This window comes from Pandoraea fibrosis, from assembly GCF_000807775.2.
GTDB classification, from domain to species: Bacteria; Pseudomonadota; Gammaproteobacteria; order Burkholderiales; family Burkholderiaceae; genus Pandoraea; species Pandoraea fibrosis.
In genome coordinates this window covers 373,336-393,676 of the sequence record NZ_CP047385.1, presented here as the reverse complement: position 1 = coordinate 393,676, position 20,341 = coordinate 373,336, and the positions used below count along the sequence as shown (strand labels likewise).

18 protein-coding genes, 1 tRNA gene and 1 pseudogene are annotated in these 20,341 nt (G+C 63.4%); 13 read left to right on the top strand and 7 right to left on the bottom strand.

The window, feature by feature from the left end:
• Positions 1-11: 11 nt before the first annotated feature.
• The 5 genes and pseudogenes from PI93_RS01670 to PI93_RS01650 all read left to right on the top strand — a co-directional run bounded on the left by PI93_RS01670 (position 12) and on the right by PI93_RS01650 (position 3,461).
• Positions 12-224 (top strand): hypothetical protein, encoded by a 213-nt coding sequence (locus PI93_RS01670; protein WP_039370585.1) that lies wholly within the window; start codon positions 12-14, stop codon positions 222-224.
• A 142-nt stretch (positions 225-366) separates the two neighbouring features.
• Complete coding sequence (locus PI93_RS01665) at positions 367-1,791, top strand: MFS transporter (protein WP_201278421.1); 1,425 nt, start codon at positions 367-369, stop codon at positions 1,789-1,791.
• A 71-nt stretch (positions 1,792-1,862) separates the two neighbouring features.
• Positions 1,863-2,648 (top strand): annotated as a pseudogene (locus PI93_RS01660) (NYN domain-containing protein); the annotation flags it as partial.
• Between the two features lie 95 nt (positions 2,649-2,743).
• Positions 2,744-2,820 (top strand) — tRNA-Val (locus PI93_RS01655).
• Between the two features lie 344 nt (positions 2,821-3,164).
• Positions 3,165-3,461, top strand: a complete 297-nt coding sequence (locus PI93_RS01650; protein ID WP_039370579.1) for a hypothetical protein — start codon at positions 3,165-3,167, stop codon at positions 3,459-3,461.
• A gap of 122 nt (positions 3,462-3,583) precedes the next feature.
• On the opposite strand, the gene PI93_RS01645 is transcribed toward PI93_RS01650, so the two are convergent.
• Complete coding sequence (locus tag PI93_RS01645; RefSeq protein WP_039370763.1) at positions 3,584-4,477, bottom strand: LysR family transcriptional regulator; 894 nt, start codon at positions 4,475-4,477, stop codon at positions 3,584-3,586.
• Positions 4,478-4,623: 146 nt separating this feature from the next.
• On the opposite strand from PI93_RS01645, the gene PI93_RS01640 reads away from it, so the two are divergent.
• The 7 genes from PI93_RS01640 (at position 4,624) to PI93_RS01610 (ending at position 13,045) form a co-directional block, all read left to right on the top strand.
• Positions 4,624-5,304 (top strand): glutathione S-transferase family protein, encoded by a 681-nt coding sequence (locus PI93_RS01640; RefSeq protein WP_052240669.1) that lies wholly within the window; start codon positions 4,624-4,626, stop codon positions 5,302-5,304.
• 16 nt (positions 5,305-5,320) lie between these two features.
• The gene (locus tag PI93_RS01635) at positions 5,321-6,295 is read left to right on the top strand and encodes a pyridoxamine 5'-phosphate oxidase family protein (RefSeq protein WP_039370577.1); all 975 of its coding nucleotides are present in this window, start codon (positions 5,321-5,323) and stop codon (positions 6,293-6,295) included.
• A 509-nt stretch (positions 6,296-6,804) separates the two neighbouring features.
• Positions 6,805-7,653: a DMT family transporter gene (locus PI93_RS01630; RefSeq protein ID WP_039370573.1), complete on the top strand. Its 849-nt coding sequence runs from the start codon at positions 6,805-6,807 to the stop codon at positions 7,651-7,653.
• Positions 7,654-7,750: 97 nt separating this feature from the next.
• A complete protein-coding gene (locus tag PI93_RS01625; RefSeq protein ID WP_039370570.1) occupies positions 7,751-8,647 on the top strand; it encodes a LysR family transcriptional regulator in 897 nt (298 codons plus the stop codon).
• A 112-nt stretch (positions 8,648-8,759) separates the two neighbouring features.
• Positions 8,760-10,094: an argininosuccinate synthase gene (gene argG, locus PI93_RS01620; protein WP_039370567.1), complete on the top strand. Its 1,335-nt coding sequence runs from the start codon at positions 8,760-8,762 to the stop codon at positions 10,092-10,094.
• A gap of 221 nt (positions 10,095-10,315) precedes the next feature.
• Positions 10,316-11,719 (top strand): HdeD family acid-resistance protein, encoded by a 1,404-nt coding sequence (locus tag PI93_RS01615; protein ID WP_039370564.1) that lies wholly within the window; start codon positions 10,316-10,318, stop codon positions 11,717-11,719.
• A 153-nt stretch (positions 11,720-11,872) separates the two neighbouring features.
• Positions 11,873-13,045 carry an alpha/beta fold hydrolase gene (locus tag PI93_RS01610; RefSeq protein ID WP_039370561.1) on the top strand — a complete coding sequence of 391 codons (1,173 nt, stop codon included), beginning with the start codon at positions 11,873-11,875 and terminating at the stop codon, positions 13,043-13,045.
• 279 nt (positions 13,046-13,324) lie between these two features.
• Here the strand turns inward: PI93_RS01610 and PI93_RS24970 are convergent, their stop codons facing one another.
• The 5 genes from PI93_RS24970 to PI93_RS01585 all read right to left on the bottom strand — a co-directional run bounded on the left by PI93_RS24970 (position 13,325) and on the right by PI93_RS01585 (position 17,576).
• On the bottom strand, positions 13,325-13,477 hold the full coding sequence (locus tag PI93_RS24970; RefSeq protein WP_039370757.1) for a DUF6726 family protein: 153 nt from the start codon (positions 13,475-13,477) through the stop codon (positions 13,325-13,327).
• 236 nt (positions 13,478-13,713) lie between these two features.
• Positions 13,714-13,995 carry a DUF1653 domain-containing protein gene (locus PI93_RS01600; RefSeq protein WP_080759190.1) on the bottom strand — a complete coding sequence of 94 codons (282 nt, stop codon included), beginning with the start codon at positions 13,993-13,995 and terminating at the stop codon, positions 13,714-13,716.
• Positions 13,996-14,063: 68 nt separating this feature from the next.
• Positions 14,064-14,855 (bottom strand): bestrophin-like domain, encoded by a 792-nt coding sequence (locus PI93_RS01595; RefSeq protein ID WP_039370558.1) that lies wholly within the window; start codon positions 14,853-14,855, stop codon positions 14,064-14,066.
• 164 nt (positions 14,856-15,019) lie between these two features.
• The gene (locus tag PI93_RS01590) at positions 15,020-15,505 is read right to left on the bottom strand and encodes a GNAT family N-acetyltransferase (protein WP_039370556.1); all 486 of its coding nucleotides are present in this window, start codon (positions 15,503-15,505) and stop codon (positions 15,020-15,022) included.
• Positions 15,492-17,576, bottom strand: coding sequence for an ATP-dependent helicase (locus PI93_RS01585; RefSeq protein WP_039370553.1), 2,085 nt, complete (start codon positions 17,574-17,576; stop codon positions 15,492-15,494). Before PI93_RS01585 ends, PI93_RS01590 begins: the two co-directional genes overlap by 14 nt.
• A 180-nt stretch (positions 17,577-17,756) precedes the next feature.
• Here PI93_RS01585 and PI93_RS01580 point away from each other — a divergent pair, with 180 nt between their 5' ends.
• The gene (locus PI93_RS01580) at positions 17,757-18,689 is read left to right on the top strand and encodes a DUF72 domain-containing protein (protein WP_039370550.1); all 933 of its coding nucleotides are present in this window, start codon (positions 17,757-17,759) and stop codon (positions 18,687-18,689) included.
• Positions 18,690-18,818: 129 nt separating this feature from the next.
• Here the strand turns inward: PI93_RS01580 and PI93_RS01575 are convergent, their stop codons facing one another.
• Positions 18,819-20,288 carry a catalase gene (locus PI93_RS01575; protein WP_039370547.1) on the bottom strand — a complete coding sequence of 490 codons (1,470 nt, stop codon included), beginning with the start codon at positions 20,286-20,288 and terminating at the stop codon, positions 18,819-18,821.
• Positions 20,289-20,341: the final 53 nt, after the last annotated feature.

Below are 20,341 nucleotides of genomic sequence, written 5' to 3'. Positions count from 1 at the left end.
GGAAGCCCATCATGACCACCGCACAAATTGCCATCGCCGGACTCGAGGAGATCTACGACGCCCTCGCACTGGCTATCGACGCCGCGCCGGAAGACAAGCGCGAGTTGTTTCTCGCCAAAGTGGCTCTGCTGCTGGCCCATGAGATCCGCGACCCGCAGCGTGTAATCGATCTCATCGGACGCGCCGCGAACAGCGCACAGAACGCTGTCGCACAAGCGCACTGACCGGGCAAGCGTTCGGTATTGCCTGTGCTTGCCGGTGCTTGCCCCTGATTGCCCCATCGGTGTCCGCCCTCGACGGCGAACCCGTTCACATCACACCGCCACACCCAGACCAAGGCGGGGAGCGTTGGAGAAGACACCCATCATGAGTCGTATCACACCTGCCGCCAGACTTGCCGGCGGCATTGCCGCATCGGCATCTCACGCCACCGCAGCCACTGCTTTTGACGGCACACACGGGCAACCGACAGCACAGAACGACGCAATGGAGCGCGCCGTCGTGCGCAAGATATCCCGGCGCTTGCTCGGCTTCCTGTTCGTCCTGTTCCTGTTTTCGTTCCTCGATCGCATCAACGTCGGCTTTGCTGCACTGACGATGAGTCAGGATCTCGGGCTCACGAGCACGATGTTCGGCATGGCCTCGACCGTGTTCTATCTGACGTATGTGCTGTGTGGCGTGCCGAGCAATCTGATGCTCGTGAAGTTCGGCGCGCGCCGCTGGATCGGCGCGATTCTGATCGCATGGGGGCTCGCCTCGAGCGCCACGATGTTCGCGCACGACGCGACGAGTCTCTATCTGATTCGCGCCATCGTCGGCATTACGGAAGCGGGTTTCCTGCCCGGCATGCTGCTGTACATGGGCGACTGGTTCCCGTCGGCCGCCCGCGCGCGTGCCAACGCCTGGTTCATGATCGCGATGCCGGTGACGTCCGCCATCGGCGCCGCCGCTTCGGGTTTTCTGCTGCGTCTGGACGGAGTCGCCGGTCTCGCCGGCTGGCAATGGCTGTTCGTGCTCGAAGGATTGCCGACGGTGCTGCTGGGTGTCGTCACCTGGTGGTATCTCGACGACAAGCCCGCCGACGCGCGCTGGCTAAGCGCCGCCGAGAGGCAGACGCTCGACGCGATGATCGCCCGCGACCGTGCCGCTGCCATCGCACAACAAGTGGCCAGGGCTGGCCTGCCATCGGGCAAAACCGATAGCGCGTGGCGCGCGATCCTGACGCCGAGCGTGGCGAAATTCGCGCTCGGGTACTTCTGCCTCGTCAACACACTCTCGCTCGCCTCTCTGTGGATTCCGCAGATCGTGAAGAGCTTTGGCACCACCAGCAGCAATGTGACCATCGGCCTGCTCGCGGCCATCCCGTCGGTATGCACGATTGCCGGCATGATCTGGTGGGGACGCCGGTCCGACCGCTTGCAGGAACGTCGCTGGCATCTGGTGCTGCCGATGCTTTTCTCTGCCGCCGGCTGGGTCGTCACCTGTTTCGCGCCGGATCCGTCGTTGCGTCTGGCGGGCGTCGCAATGGCTTCGACCGGGGCCTACACCGCGATGGCGATTTTCTGGACGGTGCCCGATCGGAGTCTCGCGCCACACACGCGCGCGCTTGGACTCGCCGTCATCAACGCCGTCGGCAATCTCGGCTCGGCGCTGAGTCCGATTGTCGTGGGCGTGCTCAAGGACTGGACGCACTCGTTCACGTCGGGCCTGATGTTTGCGGCGGCGAGCCTGCTCGTCGGCATTGTGGTGTTGTGGTTCGCACCGTTGGGACACCGTCGCGTCGCCCACTGATCCGTTTCAAGGCATGGCGGACACACTTCCGGGCCATAATGCGGAACGTCCTCGCCATCAAGGAAACTGCCATGCCCGTTACCACCCCCGTCACCGCCCAGGGCCCCACGCTCGTCGTGCTCATCGATGCCGACAATGCCGCGCCCGCTATCGTCGAAGGTCTGCTGACCGAAGTGGCCAAGTACGGCGTGGCGAGTGTGAAACGCATCTACGGCGACTGGACGAAGCCGAATCTCGACGGCTGGAAGAAGTGCCTGCTCGAATACTCGATCCAGCCGATTCAGCAGTTCCGTTACACCGTCGGCAAGAACGCCACCGACAGCGCCATGATCATCGACGCGATGGATCTGCTCTACACCGGGCGCTTCGACGGCTTCTGTCTCGTCTCCAGCGATAGCGATTTCACGCGCCTCGCGTCGCGCATTCGCGAGCAAGGGCTGATCGTGTACGGCTTCGGCGAGCGCAAGACGCCGCAGCCGTTCGTGACCGCCTGCGACAAGTTCATCTACACGGAATTGCTGCGCCAGGACGATGAGCCCGATGGAGACGAAGCGCCCGCGCCGCGCAAACGTCGCACGGCGTCGGACCTCAAGCGCGACACCCGGCTCGTGCGACTGCTGCGCAATGCCGTGACCGGTGTATCCGACGAAGACGGCTGGGCCAGTCTGGGCCCTATCGGCAGTCACATCGCCAAGCAGGCGCCCGACTTCGACGCACGCAATTACGGCTTCGGAAAACTGAGCGACCTCGTGACGACCATCGGCCTCTTCGATGTCGAACAGCGCGCGGGAAGTGGCGGCAACAAGGGACTCTGGGTGCGAATCAAGCCGAAACGCGGGACCGCGAAGCGCGGCGAATGAGCACGTCGGAAACTTTTTTCGGATATTTCGTGCGGAATTCGTGCAAAACGCTTGCCAGCTTCGAAAATTGACCCTATACTCGCGGTCTTTCTAGGCTCGTAGCTCAGCTGGTTAGAGCACCACCTTGACATGGTGGGGGTCGTTGGTTCGAGTCCAATCGAGCCTACCAACGAATCAAAGCACAAGGCGTTGCGCGTTTTCGCGTGACGCCTTTTGTTTTTTCGGCGATCGATTTTTCTCGTCACCTCCGCCGGCTCTCCCTCGTCGATTCACCGGGTCGATGCGCAAACGAAGCCCGTCCACCCGCGTTACAAAACGACACATCCCAGACAAACTCGTAGCACCTGCTACGCGACCTCGTCGATACACTGGTTTCAACGATTCGACGACTGGCTTCTCCCCTTTTGCATCACCCGCCTTCGCGAATCGATCCGACTCACTGGCTACATTGCCTACGCGCGCGCAGCATCTTCGCCTTTTGCGTCCACCTGCAAGCGCCCCCTGGAGGACACCATGAAACGCATGCTTGTCATTGCTGCCCTCGGCGCCGTCGCCGCCGTCGCATCGACCGCTGCCTCGGCCCACGTTGATGTGGGCGTCTATCTCGGCGTGCCCGCGCCGGTCGTTGTGGCACCGCCTGTCTACGTCGCACCGCAGCCGGTTTATGTCCAGCCGCGTCCGGTGTATGAGGCGCCGCAACCGGTCGTCTATTACGGCCGCGACCGCTGGCACGACTGGCGCGATCGCCGCTGGGACGACCGTCACGATCGCGGCTGGCACCGTGGCTGGCGTCGCGGCGACGACGACTGATCCTATCCAGAACGAAGCGGCCCGCCGGTTGGCGTCGGCGGGCTTTTTAAGCGGGAAGCGGCGCTGTCGCTTTCCGCGTTCTTTTATCCGACGCCCGCATTTTCACCATGGCTCGCACGCGCCTACACCATCGGCACGTCGCGTAACTCACGCTTCATCCATTCCACGAACGCGCGCGTGCGTGACGGCAGCAGCCGCGCGTGCGGATACACAATGCTGACAGGGCGCGCCGGCCCTTCGTACTCCTTGAGTACGCGTACCAGACGGCCATCGGCCATCGCGCCGGCCACCTGATACGAAAGGAAGCAGCCGTAGCCCATCCCGTCGATGCATGCCTCGACCGCCGTGAAGCCGTGACTGATTTCGAGATTGCCGTCGACCGGCACGACGAACTCGCGCCCACTCTCCCAGAAGCGCCACTGCCCGTAGCCGCCGCCATGCGAGCGGATACAGTTCTTGCCGACGAGTTCGCGCGGATGCGTCACTTCGCCCTGCTCGGCCAGACACCCGGGACTCGCGACCACCACGCGACGAATCGCGCCGATGCCCTGCGCGACGAGGGTCGAGTCTTCCAGCGGCGAGATGCGAATGCCGACGTCGATGCCCTCTTCCCAGAGATTCACCACACGGTCGTTGAGTAACAAGCGGCATTTGACAGCCGGATAGGCCCGCAGGAAGCGATACAGCGCAGGCGCGACATGCAGTTGCCCGAAGAGCACCGGCGCCGTGACCACCAGCGTGCCGGTCGGCGCTTCGTGGCGTGCCGCCAGACGCGCTTCGGCCTCTTGCAATTCGCTGAGGATCTGGCGGCAGGTATCGAGATACGTCCGCCCCTCCTCGGTCAGCGCGATCCGTCGGGTCGTGCGGTTGAGCAACCGCACATCGAGCGAGGTCTCGAGCGCCGCCAGCGTGCGCACCACCGCCGGAAGCGAGGAATCGAGCACGCGCGCCGCAGCGCTCAGGCTGCCCTGATCGACGATGGCGACGAACGTCTGCATAGCGCGAAGTTTGTCCATGCCGCGCATCATTACTCCGTTTATCGGAGTAGTCAAATCAACTCACGAGTATTTATTCGGAAATCGGCAGGATAGAGAATGGCCCTATCGTGCGACGGCGCAGGCACCCCGCGCCGTCTGCGGTCCATCACTACCGGAGACATTTCATGACTCGCCCTGCCGAAGCCCAAGCGCAGTCCCTCGTTCGCCCTGCTCGTCCGATTCGTCTGTACCGGCATGCGCTGTCGGGTCACTGTCATCGCGTCGAACTGATGCTGCACCTGCTGGATCTGCCCTACGAGACCGTCGACATCGACTTCGCGGCACGCGAGCACAAGCAGCCGGCGTATCTCGCCATCAATCACTTCGGGCAAGTCCCGGCCATCGACGACGATGGCGTAGTGATCGCCGATTCGAACGCCATCCTCACGTATCTCGCCACCCGCTACGACGCCCGTGGCACCTGGCTGCCGCGCGACGCGCTGAGCGCCGCGAAGGTGCAGCGATGGCTGTCGGTCGCGGCAGGCGAGCTGGCGTTCGGACCGGCGGCAGCGCGCGTCGTGGTGCTGTTCCAGCGCCCTGTGGACGCAACGGAGATGATCGAGCGGGCCAAGACACTGCTCTCGAACATCGAGACCTATCTCAGCGCGCCGCAAGCGACAGCGTTCCTCGCGGGTGACACCCCGACGATTGCCGATGTCGCCTGCTATGCGTATCTCGCGCATGCCCCAGAGGGCAATGTTTCGCTCGCCCCCTATCCCGCTGTACGCGCATGGCTGGGCCGTGTGGCCGGGTTGCCGCGCTTCGTCCCGATGGCGTCGACCGCTTGCGGCCTGAATGCCGCCTGAACGTCAGGAGAAGATCATGACCGCACCCGTCGCAACATCGTTCGCTGCCTCGCCGTTTCACCCCGGCGAGATGGCCGTGCAAACGCTCGCCGGTTCCCGCGAAGCGATGGCGGAAGTCGGGGCGCGCCTCATTCGTACCGCGATGCCGGAGCAGCATCGGCAATTCTTCGCGCAGTTGCCGTTCCTCGTCGTGGGTGCGCTGGACGCCGACGGTCAGCCCTGGGCGACGCTGCTGAACGGCACGCCCGGCTTCGCACACTCGCCGGACCCGACGCTGTTACGTGTGGATGCGTTGCCACCCGAGACCGATCCCCTGTACGGCGCGATGACGCCGGGCGCACCGGTCGGCATGTTGGGACTGGAACCGTCGACGCGCCGCAGAAATCGCGTCAATGGTCCGATCGTCGACGCCGATGCGCGAGGCTTTGCGATTCGCGTCGCGCAGAGTTTCGGCAACTGCCCGCAGTACATCCGCAAACGCGAAATCACACCCGACGGCCACGACGACACGCCGCAGGCAGATCTGCCGCAAACGTCGCTCGACGATGACGCACAATGGCAGATCGCCAGTGCCGATACCTTCTTCGTCGCCACGCATTACGCCGGGGAAGATGCCAGCGAGCGCAACGCCGGCACGGACGTGTCGCATCGGGGCGGCAAGCCGGGCTTCGTGCGCGTCGAGGATGCGCACACGCTGACGTGGCCCGATTTTCGCGGTAACGCGTTCTACAACACGCTCGGCAATCTGCACGCCAACCCGCGTGCGGGACTGGTGTTCGTCGACTTTGCGTCGGGCGACTTTCTTCACATCGCAGGCGACGCCGAGATTCTGTGGCATGACGAAACACAGAGCGGCTTCGAAGGGGCGCAACGGCTCGTGCGCATGAAGGTACGCGAAGTTCGTCGCGTTCGCCGCGCTCTGCCCGCCCAATGGCGAGATGGCGAAGCGTCGCCCAGCGTCGGGCACACGGGGACGTGGCCGGCACGCTGATCCGACTGATCCCGCTGATCGGTCTGTCGCGTCGCACGCTTGCCGCAGGCAGAGGGTCCGTGTAAAGTGAGTCCACGCCCGCCGAGTGACGGGCGCCGCTTTGTCTCATCATCGATCCATGACAGCTCACGCGTTCCCGCGACTTACCAGGTCCGACGTCGCACCGCTACCACGCGGTGTTGGCTTGCATCTGCGCGGACGCTTTGCAGCCGTCGCACCTCCCCCGCTGTCGCCGCCGGCCGGCGTAGCACCGCCCGCCGTGGTGGTCACAGTCGCCAACGTCGTGGCCTGACGCCACCGCTGGCGTGCCGGGTGTTCGTCACCCGGCAAACACCTTTTCATCCGAATTTCAGTTTCGATCCGCCTGTCTGCGCGTCGTGCGTCGAACGCGATGACACGTTGTGATGCTGCGCATGTGACGTGAATCGCGTCACGGGAAAGGGCACTCGCCCCCCCGTGTCGTCGACCCGGTGCCAGGCAGGCTGGACATCCTGTTCAGGGGAAGATCGATGCAAGTCGAAAGTCTCGCGTGGCGCCGGCATGGCGCGACGCTTCTGTTTGTTCTGTTGTGGAGTGGCGGCGCGTTGGCCGCCAAATGGGGGCTGACGCATGCGTCGGCATTTGCGTTCCTCGTCGTGCGGCTCGGCGTGGCGCTCGCGGCGCTAACGCTCATTGCTCTGACGCGGCGTCAATGGTGGCCGGCGGTGGGCACGCGATGGCAGGTCGCCGGAACCGGCGTGTTGCTCATCGGTGGTTATCAGGCGGCGTACCTGCTGGCGCTCGCGAACGGCATCACACCGGGAGCGCTTGCCACGGTGCTGGGCGTGCAGCCGATCCTCACGCTCGTCGCGCTTGAACGAACGCACAGCGCACGGCGTCTCGCGGGGCTGGCCGTCGCGCTGGCCGGACTCGCGCTCGTCGTGGCGCAGAGCCTGATGTCGGCGAAGCTCTCGGCCGTGGGCTCGGTGTGGGCGTTGAGTGCACTCGTGTGCATGACGCTCGGCACCCTCGCGCAGAAAGGCTCACGCCAGACGCCGCTCGACGTGCTGCCGCTGCAATACGCCGTCGGGCTCGCGATGGCGCTGCTCGTCGCGCCGACTCAACCGTGGCACCTCGACGATTCGTGGGGCTTCTGGTTGCCGCTGCTCTACATGGGACTTGTGATTTCGGTCGGCGCCACGTTGCTGCTGTACCGGATGATCGCGACCGGCAACCTCGTCACCGTCACCAGCCTGTTCTATCTGGTTCCCGTGGTGACGGCATTGCTCGACTGGGGCATCTTCGGCCATCGCCCGACGGCGCTCGCCGTCGCGGGCACCGCCGCCATTCTGCTGGGGCTGCGGCTGGCGCTTCGGTAACGCCTCACCTCGGCTAAGATTGTCAGCTACCGGGTGACAATGACGCAGTCAACGCGCTCGTTGTCACCCGCACTCTCTTACCACTGGAATCTTGCCGATGGACTTGCTCGACGACATGCGGATCTTCGTCACCGCCGTGGATGCCATGAGTTTTACGGGCGCGGCGGCGAAGCTCGGACTCTCGAAGCAGTTCGTGAGCCGGCGCATCTCGTCGCTGGAGCAGACGCTAGGGGCGCGGTTGCTGCTGCGCACGACGCGTCGGCTGGCGGTCACGGACCTCGGCCGCATCTACTACGATCGGGCCCGCCGCATTCTCGACGACGTGGAAGCGGCCAATCTTGCGGTGAGCAGCCAGGGCGAGCGCCCTCGCGGCAACTTGCGCGTCTCTGCCCCGATGTCGTTCGGGACGATGTTCCTCGGATCGGTCATCCCGTCGTTTCTCACGACCTATCCCGACGTCACGATCGAACTTGAGCTGAACGACCGCACCGTCGACATCATCGCGGAGGGCTACGACGTGGCGGTGCGCATCGGTGAGTTGGCCGATTCGTCCCTGATCGCCCGGACGGTCGCCCCCATGCGGATGGTCACCTGCGCCAGCCCACGCTATCTGGAGGCCCACGGCACGCCCCAGACCCCGGAGGACCTGCGCGAGCACGCCCTGCTGCCCTACGGCCACACCCAGCGCGTGAACTGGACATACGCACGAGACGGTCATCCGGTCGATATTGCGGTGGCAGGCCGCCTGCGCGTGAACAATGGGGAATTGGCGCGCGACGCCGCCGTGGCGGGCCTCGGCCTGTCGTGGCTGCCGGTGTTCATCGTCGCCCCGGCGCTGCTGAACGGGCGGCTAGTGACGGTGCTCGACGACTTCGCGCCCGCACCGATGGCCATTCACGTCGTCTATCCGCAGCATCGTCAGGCATCGCTCGTGATTCGGGCGTTCTCCGACTTTTTGGCCTCGGCATGCAGCGTGGCGGGGATGCAATGGTGAGGATTTAGGCGCTCACGCCGCTCCCGGCGCACGGGAGTCGGCCGTCAGACTTGACCATCCATAGCCCGGACGGGGATACTTGACAGGTTAAAAACCCAGCTTTTTCACGCCGATGACCACGATTCTGCAACACATTCCCACGGGACAACGGGTCGGTATCGCCTTTTCGGGCGGTCTCGACACCAGCGCTGCGCTGCTTTGGATGCGCCAGAAAGGCGCGATTCCGTATGCTTACACGGCCAATCTGGGTCAGCCGGACGAACCGGACTACGAGGAAATCCCGCGCCGCGCCATGGGTTACGGCGCCGAGAACGCCCGTCTGATCGACTGCCGCGCGCAACTCGTGTCCGAAGGCATCGCCGCTCTGCAATCGGGCGCCTTCCATATCTCGACGGCCGGCGTCACCTACTTCAACACCACGCCGATCGGTCGCGCCGTCACGGGCACGATGCTCGTCGCTGCGATGAAGGAAGATGACGTCAATATCTGGGGTGATGGCAGCACGTACAAGGGCAATGACATCGAGCGCTTCTACCGCTACGGTCTCTTGACCAACCCGGGCCTGCAAATCTACAAGCCGTGGCTGGACCAGACGTTCATCGACGAGCTTGGCGGCCGCAAGGAAATGTCGGAATTCCTGATCGCCAACGGTTTCGATTACAAGATGTCGGTCGAGAAGGCCTATTCGACGGACTCGAACATGCTGGGCGCGACCCATGAAGCCAAGGATCTCGAGCACCTGAATTCGGGCATCAAGATCGTGCAGCCGATCATGGGTGTGCCGTTCTGGCGCGACGATTGCGCGATCAAGGCCGAAGAAGTCACCGTGCGCTTCGAAGAAGGCCAGCCGGTGGCGCTCAACGGCAAGACGTTCGCCAATGCCGTCGAATTGTTCGAAGAAGCCAACCGTATCGGTGGCCGTCACGGCCTGGGCATGAGCGACCAGATCGAAAACCGCATCATCGAAGCGAAGAGCCGCGGCATCTACGAAGCCCCGGGCCTCGCGCTGCTGTTCATCGCCTACGAGCGACTCGTGACCGGCATCCACAACGAAGACACCATCGAGCAGTACCGCGAAAACGGCCGCCGTCTGGGCCGTCTGCTGTACCAGGGCCGTTGGTTCGACCCGCAAGCCATCATGCTGCGCGAGACGGCGCAACGCTGGGTGGCCCGCGCCGTGACCGGCGAAGTGACCATCGAGCTGCGTCGCGGCAACGATTACTCGCTGCTCAACACGACGTCGCCGAACCTCACGTACAAGCCGGAACGCCTGACGATGGAAAAGGGCGACTCGGTCTTCACGCCGCTCGACCGCATCGGCCAACTCACGATGCGCACGCTCGACATCGTCGACACGCGCGAGAAGCTGATGACCTACGCCAAGGCCGGTCTGCTCACCGCATCGAGCGCCGACGCCCTGCCGCAGCTCGAAAGCAAGAAGGACTAAGTCAACTGCTAACGCATCGCCCCACTGGGCGGTGCGCATGTGTTGTCTGTCACAACAGGCGGCGCGCCCCGAAAGGAGCGCGCCGCCTTTGTTTTTGGCCTGTCACGGTTCACGCGCTAAGATAGCGTCAAAATAAGCTAAATCCTAAATCATCCCGCATTCGGGGTGCGCGCTTTCCTCCGTGATCAGCGGGGACAGGCGCCTGCGATGGAGACCTAACGTTGGTACGTCTGATACTGCTGTTGCTTGGCGTCGATTACCTGCGCCGCCGGGCGCGGGCGCTGATCTGGATCGGTGCGATCTTCTTTGCCTTCGGGCTGGCTCTCATCGTCGACGCGCTCGACGGTGTCGTGCACTTCCCGCTCAAGGTATTCGCCTGGATGCTTCTGCTCGAAGGGCTGGCCACACTCGCCATCGTCACGATCGGTGTGGGAGGCCAGCGCATCGTGCGCGGGCTCAAGGGGGGAGCTTTCACACTCGCCGCGTTGCTGGTGCTCTTCTTCGACCAGCGATACGGCAACTTCTGGCTGTCGATGCTGTTCGGCACGCTGTTCCTCGCCGATGGGCTGCTGCAATGTGTGGCGGCGTATGTCGTGCGTTATCCGCGCTGGGCGTGGGCGATGGCAGGCGGGCTGCTCGAAATCGCGGTGGCGATCTTCTTCTATCAACCGTATCCGACGCATTACAAGGGCACCCTGCCATACGCCATCGGGCTGGGACTCGCGTTCACCGGCTGGAACGTACTGGTGCTCGCGATGCGCGCACGACGCATGCGCCGCGACTTCCGTGTCGAGCAGATTCTCGGTAGCCCCGAGGACAAGCGCCATCTGTGGGAAGCGCGACCGCGTGCGCCTCGCTGGGAAGGCCCGCCGACCGATTCCGAGCCGGCGCTGACGGTGCATGTCTGGACGCCTTCGGGCTCGTCCAAAGCGCCGGCCCGTCGCCATCCGGTGATCGATCGCTACATCGCTGCCGTCGACAAGAACGGCGTGATCTCGACGGGCCACGCCGCGCTGGAAAGCCATGAGGGCGTGTACGTCAGTCTTTATCCGGCCAAGGAAATCGACCGCTCCCCCGACCAGTTCGGGCAACTGCTGCGCGCCACACGCGAAAACGATGTGCCCGGCGTGTTCCAGCCGGACTACGCGACGGAGTCGAAAGCGTGGTGTCCGTCGACGGTTCGGGTCCGCATTCGCAACTACAGTCCCCAGCAACTTAGCGCCTTCTGGCAGACATACCGGCAGAACCCCACGTATAACCTCACCCACCGCAACTGCTCGAGCAGTGTCGCCAAGGCACTCGAGGCGGCCATCGAAGGCCGGGTGGGACAATTGTCGAACGGTGCGGATGCGGGCTGGTGGACGTTCGTGCGCCTGTGGCTCACGCCGGAACTGTGGGTCGCGGCGCAACTTCGCAAGCGTGCCAAGACGATGGCGTGGACACCCGGCCTGGTGCTCGATTACGCCCGCGCGGTGAGCATGCTCGTCGATCCGCGTCCGTTCGGCTGGATCACGATGGCGTCGCTCGCGTTGCGTCGCATGCGCCGCTCGCGTCGCGCGTGGCGAGCGGCTGCCGAGCAAGCTGCCGTCGTACAGGCACAAGGCAATCAGGCATCGCATGGTTGACGGCGCATTGACACGGAGCGCGCAAGACATTCGTATGGGGACGGTGTAACGTCACTTGTACTGGCCAAGGTAACGGCAACCGGCATTCGGGCGACGTGTGTGCGTCGCTCAGGCTAGCTTCAGAAGCACAACCCGAGACGAGGACAGTTCAACATGTTCAACCGCCTGTGGCGCTTCGCGAGCGCCGCCCTGTTCGCCAGTCTGGTCGTCGGCCGCACCGCCCATGCGCTCACCCCTGAAGCGGCTCCCGCCACCATTCCGCATGGCGCCATCGTCGACCGGCAACCGCTCGAAGCCGACCACGGCTTGCCCGAGGCCGGCGAGCAATTCCGCATTCGATACAGCTCCATCGACGGCGTGGGGGGCATCGAAGCCCGAGAAGACACGGGCGCCGTCTTCCTGCCCAAAGGTCCGACGCCGCCCGGCGGCTGGCCTGTCGTCGTGTGGGCGCACGGCACCGTGGGCGTCGCCAGCGCGTGTGCGCCATCACTCAATGTGCGCAGTCAGCGCGATATTCAATATCTCGGTACATGGCTATCGCTTGGCTTCGCGGTGGTTGCGCCCGACTACGCCGGCCTTGGCTCGCAAGGGTTGCATCACTACCTGAATTCGCGCGCCGAAGCCTATAGCGTGCTCGACGGTCTGCTCGCAGCCCGCAGTGTGTTCCCGTTGCAAAACCGCGTGGTCATCGTCGGCCAATCGCAGGGGGCACATGCCGCGTTCGCGGCCGCGGGCTACCAGCCGCAGTACGCGCCGGACGTCAAAGTGATCGCCACCGTGCTGACCGGCACGCCGTACTTCAATGCGCAGACGTCGGCCGCCATGTTGTTCGCGGGCCAGCCCGATCCAGGCGCGCCGGACCCGAAGATCCCCTACGCGATGTACTTGTTCCTGTCGGCCGCAGACCGTGATCCGTCGTTGCAGGCGGCACGGTACTTCTCGCCGCAGGCGTTGCCGGTGCTCGATGAGGCCCGCACGCTGTGCATCGATGAGCTGACCAATCACTCCACGGCTGCGGGTCTGAACGCCGGCAACAGCCTTCAGCCGATGATCCAGAAGCTCCTGACCAACCAGACGCCCTCGCTGCGCTACCCGACACTGCACATCAAGCACCCGGTGTTCATCGGCATGGGCAGCAAGGACATCGACGTGCCGGTCATCATGCAGCAAGCGTTTGCGCGCGATGTCACCAAAGCGGGCACCACAACGTTGGTACGCGTGTATGACGGGCTCGATCACGACGCGACGGTCAATCCATCGCTGCGCGACTCGGTGCCGTTCGTTCTCGAACAGATGTCGACGAAAAAACGTGCGCGCGCACAATAACTAGAGGAAGGACTCGAAATTCTGAGGGATGGCAGGCGGGCAGATGCTGGGGCAATGGAAATAAATCATTGATTTTATGAGATTTATTTCCCGTTGCGAGTACGCAACATATGGGAACTTACGTAAAAATACATATGGTGCGTTGCAACACGTCGTCCTATACTGAACTCGTCTCCTCCATGTCTCCTCCTGATATGGATTTAGCCCGCACCATGCGGGCTTTCTTTTTTTCTGCGACCGGAAAACGGACACCGCCCGGGCGCCAGACACGCGGGACGATCAATCAATGGCAGCCGCGCATGCATCCGTCGGCGCCGCCAGCACGCCCCCGACACCCGGGATGATCTTCAACCCGGCCGAGGTCACTCGGCACGGCGCGGCCATCAATCCGCATCCCGACACCGACATCACAAACGGAAGAATGGCGAACAATGCCCACCAACGGCGTAAGTTGCGTGGCGCGGGCTTCGATAACGATGGCGCGTCAGTGGCGATAGCGTTACGGGGAGTGTGCGCATCGGCTGCGGCGAGGGGCGCGCGCGAATCGATCATGGCCGAATGGCGCATCGGGGGGAGCGTGGTCATGGAAGGCGTGTCCTGAAAATGGCGAGGTGCAATGAATCGTGAAGTCCGTGCGCACAGTTACCCGACGCGCAACGCACGATGGCTCAGGCGGCGGGAGTCGTATGACCGAGGTACGTGAAGCGCGCGACCGGGCCGCTATCCGTCATCACCGGTTCATTCCAAATACGCAGCAGGCGGGTGCTCATGGGCAACCCTTCGCGCGGATAGAGTCGCGTGTAGACGACGACCGGTTCGTCGGTCTCGTCGGCGCGGGCGATGCCCAGCGCGAGATAGCAATTGCCTTTGTAGTGACGGTAGACACCGGGGCGGAACGCCTCGATTTCCGGCGTGGATTCTGCCGATGACGCTGGCATATTCGAATACATCGTTCTCTTCTCCTGCATACGACAACCGGAAGCGGTCCGGCATAGGAAAGGCTCGCGAACGTTCCGCGTCAGTGCGGCACGACAAGACCTACCGATTTCGCCAGCGGCGCGGGTGAAATCGCCGACACGCCGCGGAATGGCTCGTCCAGATTGATGATCAACGCCACCACCATCCCGATCGCGCCCATGTGGATCGCAATGATGAAATTACTCTTCCACGAGCCGGGATACCGGCCGTTCATCGCCATGGCCGCCAGCAAGAAAAGTGAAATGACCCACCAGAACACGCCCGGCACGGTCTTCGTGGCGTTTTCGAAACGCCCCTGCCGCGACTCCTCGAGCCGGTCGAGCAATGTCCGGATCGAGCTTGCACTATCTTCATGTTTGGCCACCACGCGACGCGTGGCACCGACAAACGTCGTGAGCGCCTCTTCCGTGAGCGGCGACAGATCCGGATCGGCCGTGCTCAATGTTGCCCATTCGTCGGTGATGGCTGACTTCACATAGCTGCGCAGCAGCACACGTGCTGACTGCGCGTCGGCATCTCCGACCGCTTTGAGTTCTCGGTCCAGACGCCGCACCACCGACGCCTCGTGCAGCGCCTGATCGTCGGCATGGCCGAGATTGGCTCGCACGTCGGTCAGCACGTGAGCGAGCACGAAGACAATGAACGCGAGCAAACTGCCGTGGACCACATCGGCGACCGTACCCCGCACTTCCGACGGATCGGCCAGACGGTCGAACAACCACATGCGCGCTAACCAGGCGACGATCATGGCGACCAGCGCCGTGCCGAACGCCATGCTGACGAGCAACAGCCCCGTCGGCAGCAACGTCATTTGGTCAACCAGCCATTGCATTCGTGTCCCCTCGCAGGCGTCTCTTTCAGGTCGTGATGAAACCGGCATGACGGCGGTGCACGATGCCCCGCCGCCGATGCGGCGACTATACCTGATGCACGAAAGACGGCAACTCTGGCATATTTCCGCGCCTGACATTGGAAACGTGGCGAAAGGTCTACCGTTCAGAGCGTCTTGGTCAGCAGCACGGTCGTGAACCCGCTATCCCATTCCTCGTCGGGATACGTCGCGACTTCGGCGTAACCGTGTCGGGCGTAAAACGCGCGGCTTTGCGTGTTGAACGTGTCGGTTTCGAGCTGGGCGACGCGGTGTCCCTGCGCGCGCATGTGTGCCTCGGCATGCGCGAGCAACAACGCGCCGATGCCGCGACGCTGCTGCGCCGGCGCCACATGCAGGGCATCGATGAAATCGCCCACCCCATGCACCATGCCAACGACCCGATCGTCATCCGCACCGGACGTCGCCACCGTGAACTCGGGCCAATGACCCTGCACGTAGGCCCGCGTTCTTTCGCCGGAAGCGAACGCCGCCGCCGCTTCCGGTCGCAGCATCGGCGCCCACGTCTCGTAATAGGTCTGCATGAGAAGCGAGGTCACCGCCGCGATGTCAGACTCACGCGCGCTGCGCAGCAGGATGTCAGGACCATGCATTGCGAAGCTTCCTTGCGACATCGATGTGCACAGTCACGTCGCCCACTGGCCCGCGTGGCACTTCGCCTTCGCGTGGCTTCGGGAGCATTTCGTAGAGCGGCAGCATCTTGTCGGACACGAAACGGCTACGCGTGCCATACACGTGGCGATCGCCCAGACCGGTTTGTTGATGCACGTAAAACCGCTGCGGCACGACCAGTTGCAGCGATTCCTTCGCACGCGTCATCGCCACGTACAGCAGCCGCCGCTCCTCCTCGATGTCGGCGTCGTCGCCCGTACTCATATCAGAGGGAATGCATCCGTCGACAACATTGAGCACATAGACCGAATGCCACTCCTGTCCCTTCGCGCTGTGAATGGTCGACAGAATCAGATAATCCTCGTCGAGCAACGGCACACCCGATTGCGCACTCGTCGCGTCCGGGGGATCGAGCGTCAGTTCGGTCAAAAACGACTCGCGAGAGCCGTAGGTACCGGCAATGCGTGCGAGTTGCTCCAGATCCGCCTGACGCACGGCGGCATCGTCGAAGCGCTGCGTAAGCAGCGGGGCGTACCAGCGCAAGGCAAGATCGACGTCGGCGGGCCATGCAACACGCGTGTCATGCAACGCCATGAAGACTTCGACAAACGCGCGCCAATCGGCCGCAGCGGCCGACGGCGGCTTGAATTCCGCGAGCACTTGCGCGGGCGTGGTCGATTGCGCCATGGCGTCGAGCAGACGCGTCGCACTCACCGGGCCGATGCCCGGGATAAGCTGCGCCACACGAAACCCCGACAAGCGGCTGGCGGGGTTGTGGGCCCAGCGAAGCACCGACAACATGTCCTTCACGTGTGCCGCTTCGAGAAACTTCAATCCCCCGAATTTCACGAACGGAATATTGCGGCGCGTCAGTTCCAGCTCGAGCGCTGCGCTGTGACTGCCCGTGCGGAACAACACGGCCTGCTGCTTCAGTCGCGTGCCGGTCTCGCGTTGTTCCAGTACCTGATCGGCCACCCAGCGGGCCTGCCCGGATTCGTCGCTCACATTGACGAGTTGCGGCAAACGCGTCGATTGACGATCGGTCCATAGTGCCTTCGCATAGCGCTCGCTCGACTCGGCGATCACGGCATTGGATGCGTCGAGAATCGGCTGCGTCGACCGGTAATTACGTTCGAGCGTGACCACATGCGCGGGCGCGGCGAACTGGCCGGGGAAATCGAGAATATTGCGGATGGTGGCCGCACGAAACGCATAGATGGACTGCGCATCGTCGCCGACAACGGTCAGGCCGCGACCATCGGGCTTCATCGCCAGCAGAATCTGCGCCTGCAAACGGTTGGTGTCCTGATACTCGTCAACGAGCACATGATCGAAGCGCTCCCCCAACTCACGCGCGAGTTCCGGCGCACTCATCGTCTCGGCCCAGTACAGCAGCAGGTCGTCGTAATCGAGAACGTGTTGCGCTTGCTTCGCGTCGACATAAGCACCGAAGAGCGTCTTGAGTTGCGCCTCCCATTGGGCGCACCACGGGAAGTGCTTCGCCAGCACGTCGGCGAGCGGGGCCTGACTATTCACCACCCGCGAGTAGATCGACAGGCAGGTGCCCTTGAGCGGGAAGCGCGACTGCGTGTTGGAGAAACCCAGTTCGTGACGCGCGAGGCCCAGCAGATCCTCGGCGTCGCTGCGGTCGTGAATGGTGAACGCTTCCGACAGGCCGATGCGCGTTGCGAAGTCCCGCAAGAGACGCGCACCGATGGCGTGAAACGTCCCGGCCCACGGCAGCGACGGCGGTTGCGACGACGCCAGCCCCAACACCTTCTGGAGCACCGCGCCCACGCGTCGCTCCATTTCACCCGCCGCGCGACGCGAAAACGTGAGCAACAGAATGCGATTCGGATCGGCCCCACTCACGATCAGCCTGGCCACGCGATGAGCGAGGGTGCTCGTCTTGCCCGAGCCGGCTCCCGCAATGACGAGCAGCGGACCGCCAGGCGCGCCGTCGTTACCCACACCGTGGTCGACAGCCTCGCGCTGGCGTTCGTTGAGTTCGGCCCACGGATCGCGGGCGGGGGCAGTCGGCTGGTCTGACATGCGAAATCTGGGAAAACGGCGAGAATGCGCCACGAGAACGCGGGCTATCGCGCGCGGCTACGTTTGTTGAGTACTGTATATTTATACATTATATCGATGACGCCAACGCCCATCGACCTCCTATCCGAAATTAAGACGACACCCGGCGCTCGTCCGGCCGACGGCGCCCTGACCCATCTAATGACGATTCGCACCGGCACTTCGTCGTGGACCGATCCGACGCTCATTGCGTGCGGACGGTTTTACCCGCCGGGCGTCGATACGCCCGAGGCGCGGTTGCGTCATTACGCCTCGAAATTCGATCTGGTAGAGGTCGACAGCAGCTACTACCGTTTGCCCGATGCCGCTGTGGCATGGCGCTGGGCACAACGCACGCCGCCATCGTTTCGCTTTCACATCAAGGCATTTCGCGCGTTCACGGGGCATACGACGACCCTCGCCGCTTTCCCTGCCGATATCGCCGAAGCGCTTGACGCGAATGCCGGCGCCACGACATCCGCCGCGAACACCATCGCGCCAGACGACATCCCTGCCGAGCTGCGCGACGAACTCTGGCGACGCTATCTCGAAGCGGTCGAGCCGCTGCGTCAGAGCGGTCAACTGAGCGCGATTCACTTTCAATTCTCGCCACGGGTGCGTAACGACAAGGCGGGTCGGGCACTCGTCTTCGAGACGGCCCGACGCCTGGATGGCGAGCGGCACGCCATCGAATTTCGTCACCGTAGCTGGTTCGACACGCCCTCGCGCGAAGCCGCCACGCTCGCCATGCTGCGGGAGACGGGCGCGGCGCACACCATCGTCGACAGCCCCGGCGGATTCGACAACACCGTACCTGCGGTCTGGGCGACAACACGCGACGACCTGTGTGTCGTGCGCCTGCACGGCCGTAACGCCGACGCATGGAACCGGCGAGGCGTTGTCGCCTCATCCGGGCGCTTCGTCTACGAGTACAGCGCGAGCGAATTGATCGACATTTCCGCTCGCGTCCAGCGCATCGCAGCACAGGCCGACGATACGCACGTCCTGTTCAATACGAATCACGAGGATCAGGGCATGAAAAACGCGTCGGCATTTCAACGCACGCTCGTGGATCTGGCGCGCGGCAAATTCTAGGAACGGCGAGTCTTCTCGGTAGCGCGACGAGCGACGTCAATCGCTCGCGCAAACGAAAACGGCGGGCGCAATACCTCGCATCGCGACCCGCCGAAACCGACACCGTGACAATAAGCGTCAATAAAGCGCCTACTTCTTCGCGCGCTTCACAGCTTCCTCAATGCGTGCACCGACATCCTTGTCGATCTGCTTCCAGTAATCGAACGCGCGCTCCAGCACGGGGCTACGCACGCCGGCCAGCAGCGCGCCCGACACCGTCTCGACCAGACGCGCGCGAGCCGCATCGTCGAACACATTGCGCACCAGATTGCCCGGTTGCGAGAAGTCGTCGTCTTCCTTGTGCAGCGTATAAGCGCTGCGCACCATGTCGCCGTCCGACGCCCAGCCGTCCTCCGCCGGGCCGGTCTGATCGGCGTAGGGACGCCCACCGCTGTTCGGCACATACGTCGGCGCATTGCCACTGTGCTCGAACGTCATGTGGCCGTCGAACATGTACGACTGCACCGGCACCTTCGGACGATTGACCGGCAGTTGATGGAAATTCGTCCCGATGCGATTGCGTTGCGCGTCGTTGTAAGCGAAGGCACGTCCGAGCAGCATCTTGTCGGGCGACAGGCCGATGCCCGGCACGGTATTGCCGGGCGAGAACGCCGCCTGCTCGATCTGTGCGAAGAAGTTCTCCGGATTCCGGTTGAGCGTCATCTTGCCCACCTTGATCAGCGGGTAGTCCTTGTGAGACCACGTCTTCGTCAGATCGAACGGATTGAAGCGATACTGCTTCGCATCGGCATACGGCATGACCTGCACCGAGAGAATCCAGCTCGGATGCTCACCCCGCGCGATGGCATCGAACAGATCGCGGCGATGGAAGTCCGCGTCCTGACCGGACATCGTTGCCGCTTCGGCGTTGGTGAAAAACTCCATGCCCTGCTGGGTATGGAAGTGATACTTCACCCAGAATTTCTCGCCGCTCGCATTGATCCACATGTAGGTGTGCGAACCATAGCCGTTCATATGACGCCAGGTACGCGGCAACCCACGGTCGCCCATCAGATAGGTCACCTGATGCGCCGACTCCGGATTGTTCGTCCAGAAATCCCATTGCATGTGGTTGTCGCGCAACCCCGAGTCCGGCAGACGCTTCTGGCTGCGGATGAAGTGCGGAAACTTCATCGGGTCGCGCACGAAGAAAATCGGCGTGTTGTTGCCGACGAGATCGTAGTTGCCTTCGTCGGTATAGAACTTGAGGGAAAAGCCGCGCACGTCGCGCCAGGTGTCGGGACTACCGGCCTCGCCTGCGACCGTCGAGAAACGCGCAAGCATCTCTACCTTGGCGCCCTTCCTGAACAACGAGGCCTTGGTGTAACGGCTGACATCCTCAGTGGTTTCGAAGACGCCGAAAGCACCAGCGCCTTTGGCGTGAGGTTGACGCTCGGGCACCTTCTCCCGATTGAAGTGCGCCATTTGCTCGATGAAGTGAACGTCGTGGAGCAGCAGCGGACCGTCCGCCCCGACCGATAGCGTGTTTCGGTCGCTTGCTGCCGGCGCACCTGCACCGGTCGTCGATCCGGTATCCGGACGATCTTTCTCATGACTCATACATACCTCCGAGATGAAGGTGGGTGGGGAGAGGAAGAGAATTGGAGTCTGCG

What these genes read in the sequence shown, in the direction of transcription:
- PI93_RS01670 (WP_039370585.1), top strand. Translation starts at nt 12, where the DNA reads ATGACCACCGCACAAATTGCCATCGCCGGACTCGAGGAGATCTACGAC.
- PI93_RS01665 (WP_201278421.1), top strand. Translation starts at nt 367, where the DNA reads ATGAGTCGTATCACACCTGCCGCCAGACTTGCCGGCGGCATTGCCGCA.
- PI93_RS01650 (WP_039370579.1), top strand. Translation starts at nt 3,165, where the DNA reads ATGAAACGCATGCTTGTCATTGCTGCCCTCGGCGCCGTCGCCGCCGTC.
- PI93_RS01645 (WP_039370763.1), bottom strand. Translation starts at nt 4,477, where the DNA reads ATGGACAAACTTCGCGCTATGCAGACGTTCGTCGCCATCGTCGATCAG.
- PI93_RS01640 (WP_052240669.1), top strand. Translation starts at nt 4,624, where the DNA reads ATGACTCGCCCTGCCGAAGCCCAAGCGCAGTCCCTCGTTCGCCCTGCT.
- PI93_RS01635 (WP_039370577.1), top strand. Translation starts at nt 5,321, where the DNA reads ATGACCGCACCCGTCGCAACATCGTTCGCTGCCTCGCCGTTTCACCCC.
- PI93_RS01630 (WP_039370573.1), top strand. Translation starts at nt 6,805, where the DNA reads ATGCAAGTCGAAAGTCTCGCGTGGCGCCGGCATGGCGCGACGCTTCTG.
- PI93_RS01625 (WP_039370570.1), top strand. Translation starts at nt 7,751, where the DNA reads ATGGACTTGCTCGACGACATGCGGATCTTCGTCACCGCCGTGGATGCC.
- argG (WP_039370567.1), top strand. Translation starts at nt 8,760, where the DNA reads ATGACCACGATTCTGCAACACATTCCCACGGGACAACGGGTCGGTATC.
- PI93_RS01610 (WP_039370561.1), top strand. Translation starts at nt 11,873, where the DNA reads ATGTTCAACCGCCTGTGGCGCTTCGCGAGCGCCGCCCTGTTCGCCAGT.
- PI93_RS01600 (WP_080759190.1), bottom strand. Translation starts at nt 13,995, where the DNA reads ATGTATTCGAATATGCCAGCGTCATCGGCAGAATCCACGCCGGAAATC.
- PI93_RS01595 (WP_039370558.1), bottom strand. Translation starts at nt 14,855, where the DNA reads ATGCAATGGCTGGTTGACCAAATGACGTTGCTGCCGACGGGGCTGTTG.
- PI93_RS01590 (WP_039370556.1), bottom strand. Translation starts at nt 15,505, where the DNA reads ATGCATGGTCCTGACATCCTGCTGCGCAGCGCGCGTGAGTCTGACATC.
- PI93_RS01585 (WP_039370553.1), bottom strand. Translation starts at nt 17,576, where the DNA reads ATGTCAGACCAGCCGACTGCCCCCGCCCGCGATCCGTGGGCCGAACTC.
- PI93_RS01580 (WP_039370550.1), top strand. Translation starts at nt 17,757, where the DNA reads ATGACGATTCGCACCGGCACTTCGTCGTGGACCGATCCGACGCTCATT.
- PI93_RS01575 (WP_039370547.1), bottom strand. Translation starts at nt 20,288, where the DNA reads ATGAGTCATGAGAAAGATCGTCCGGATACCGGATCGACGACCGGTGCA.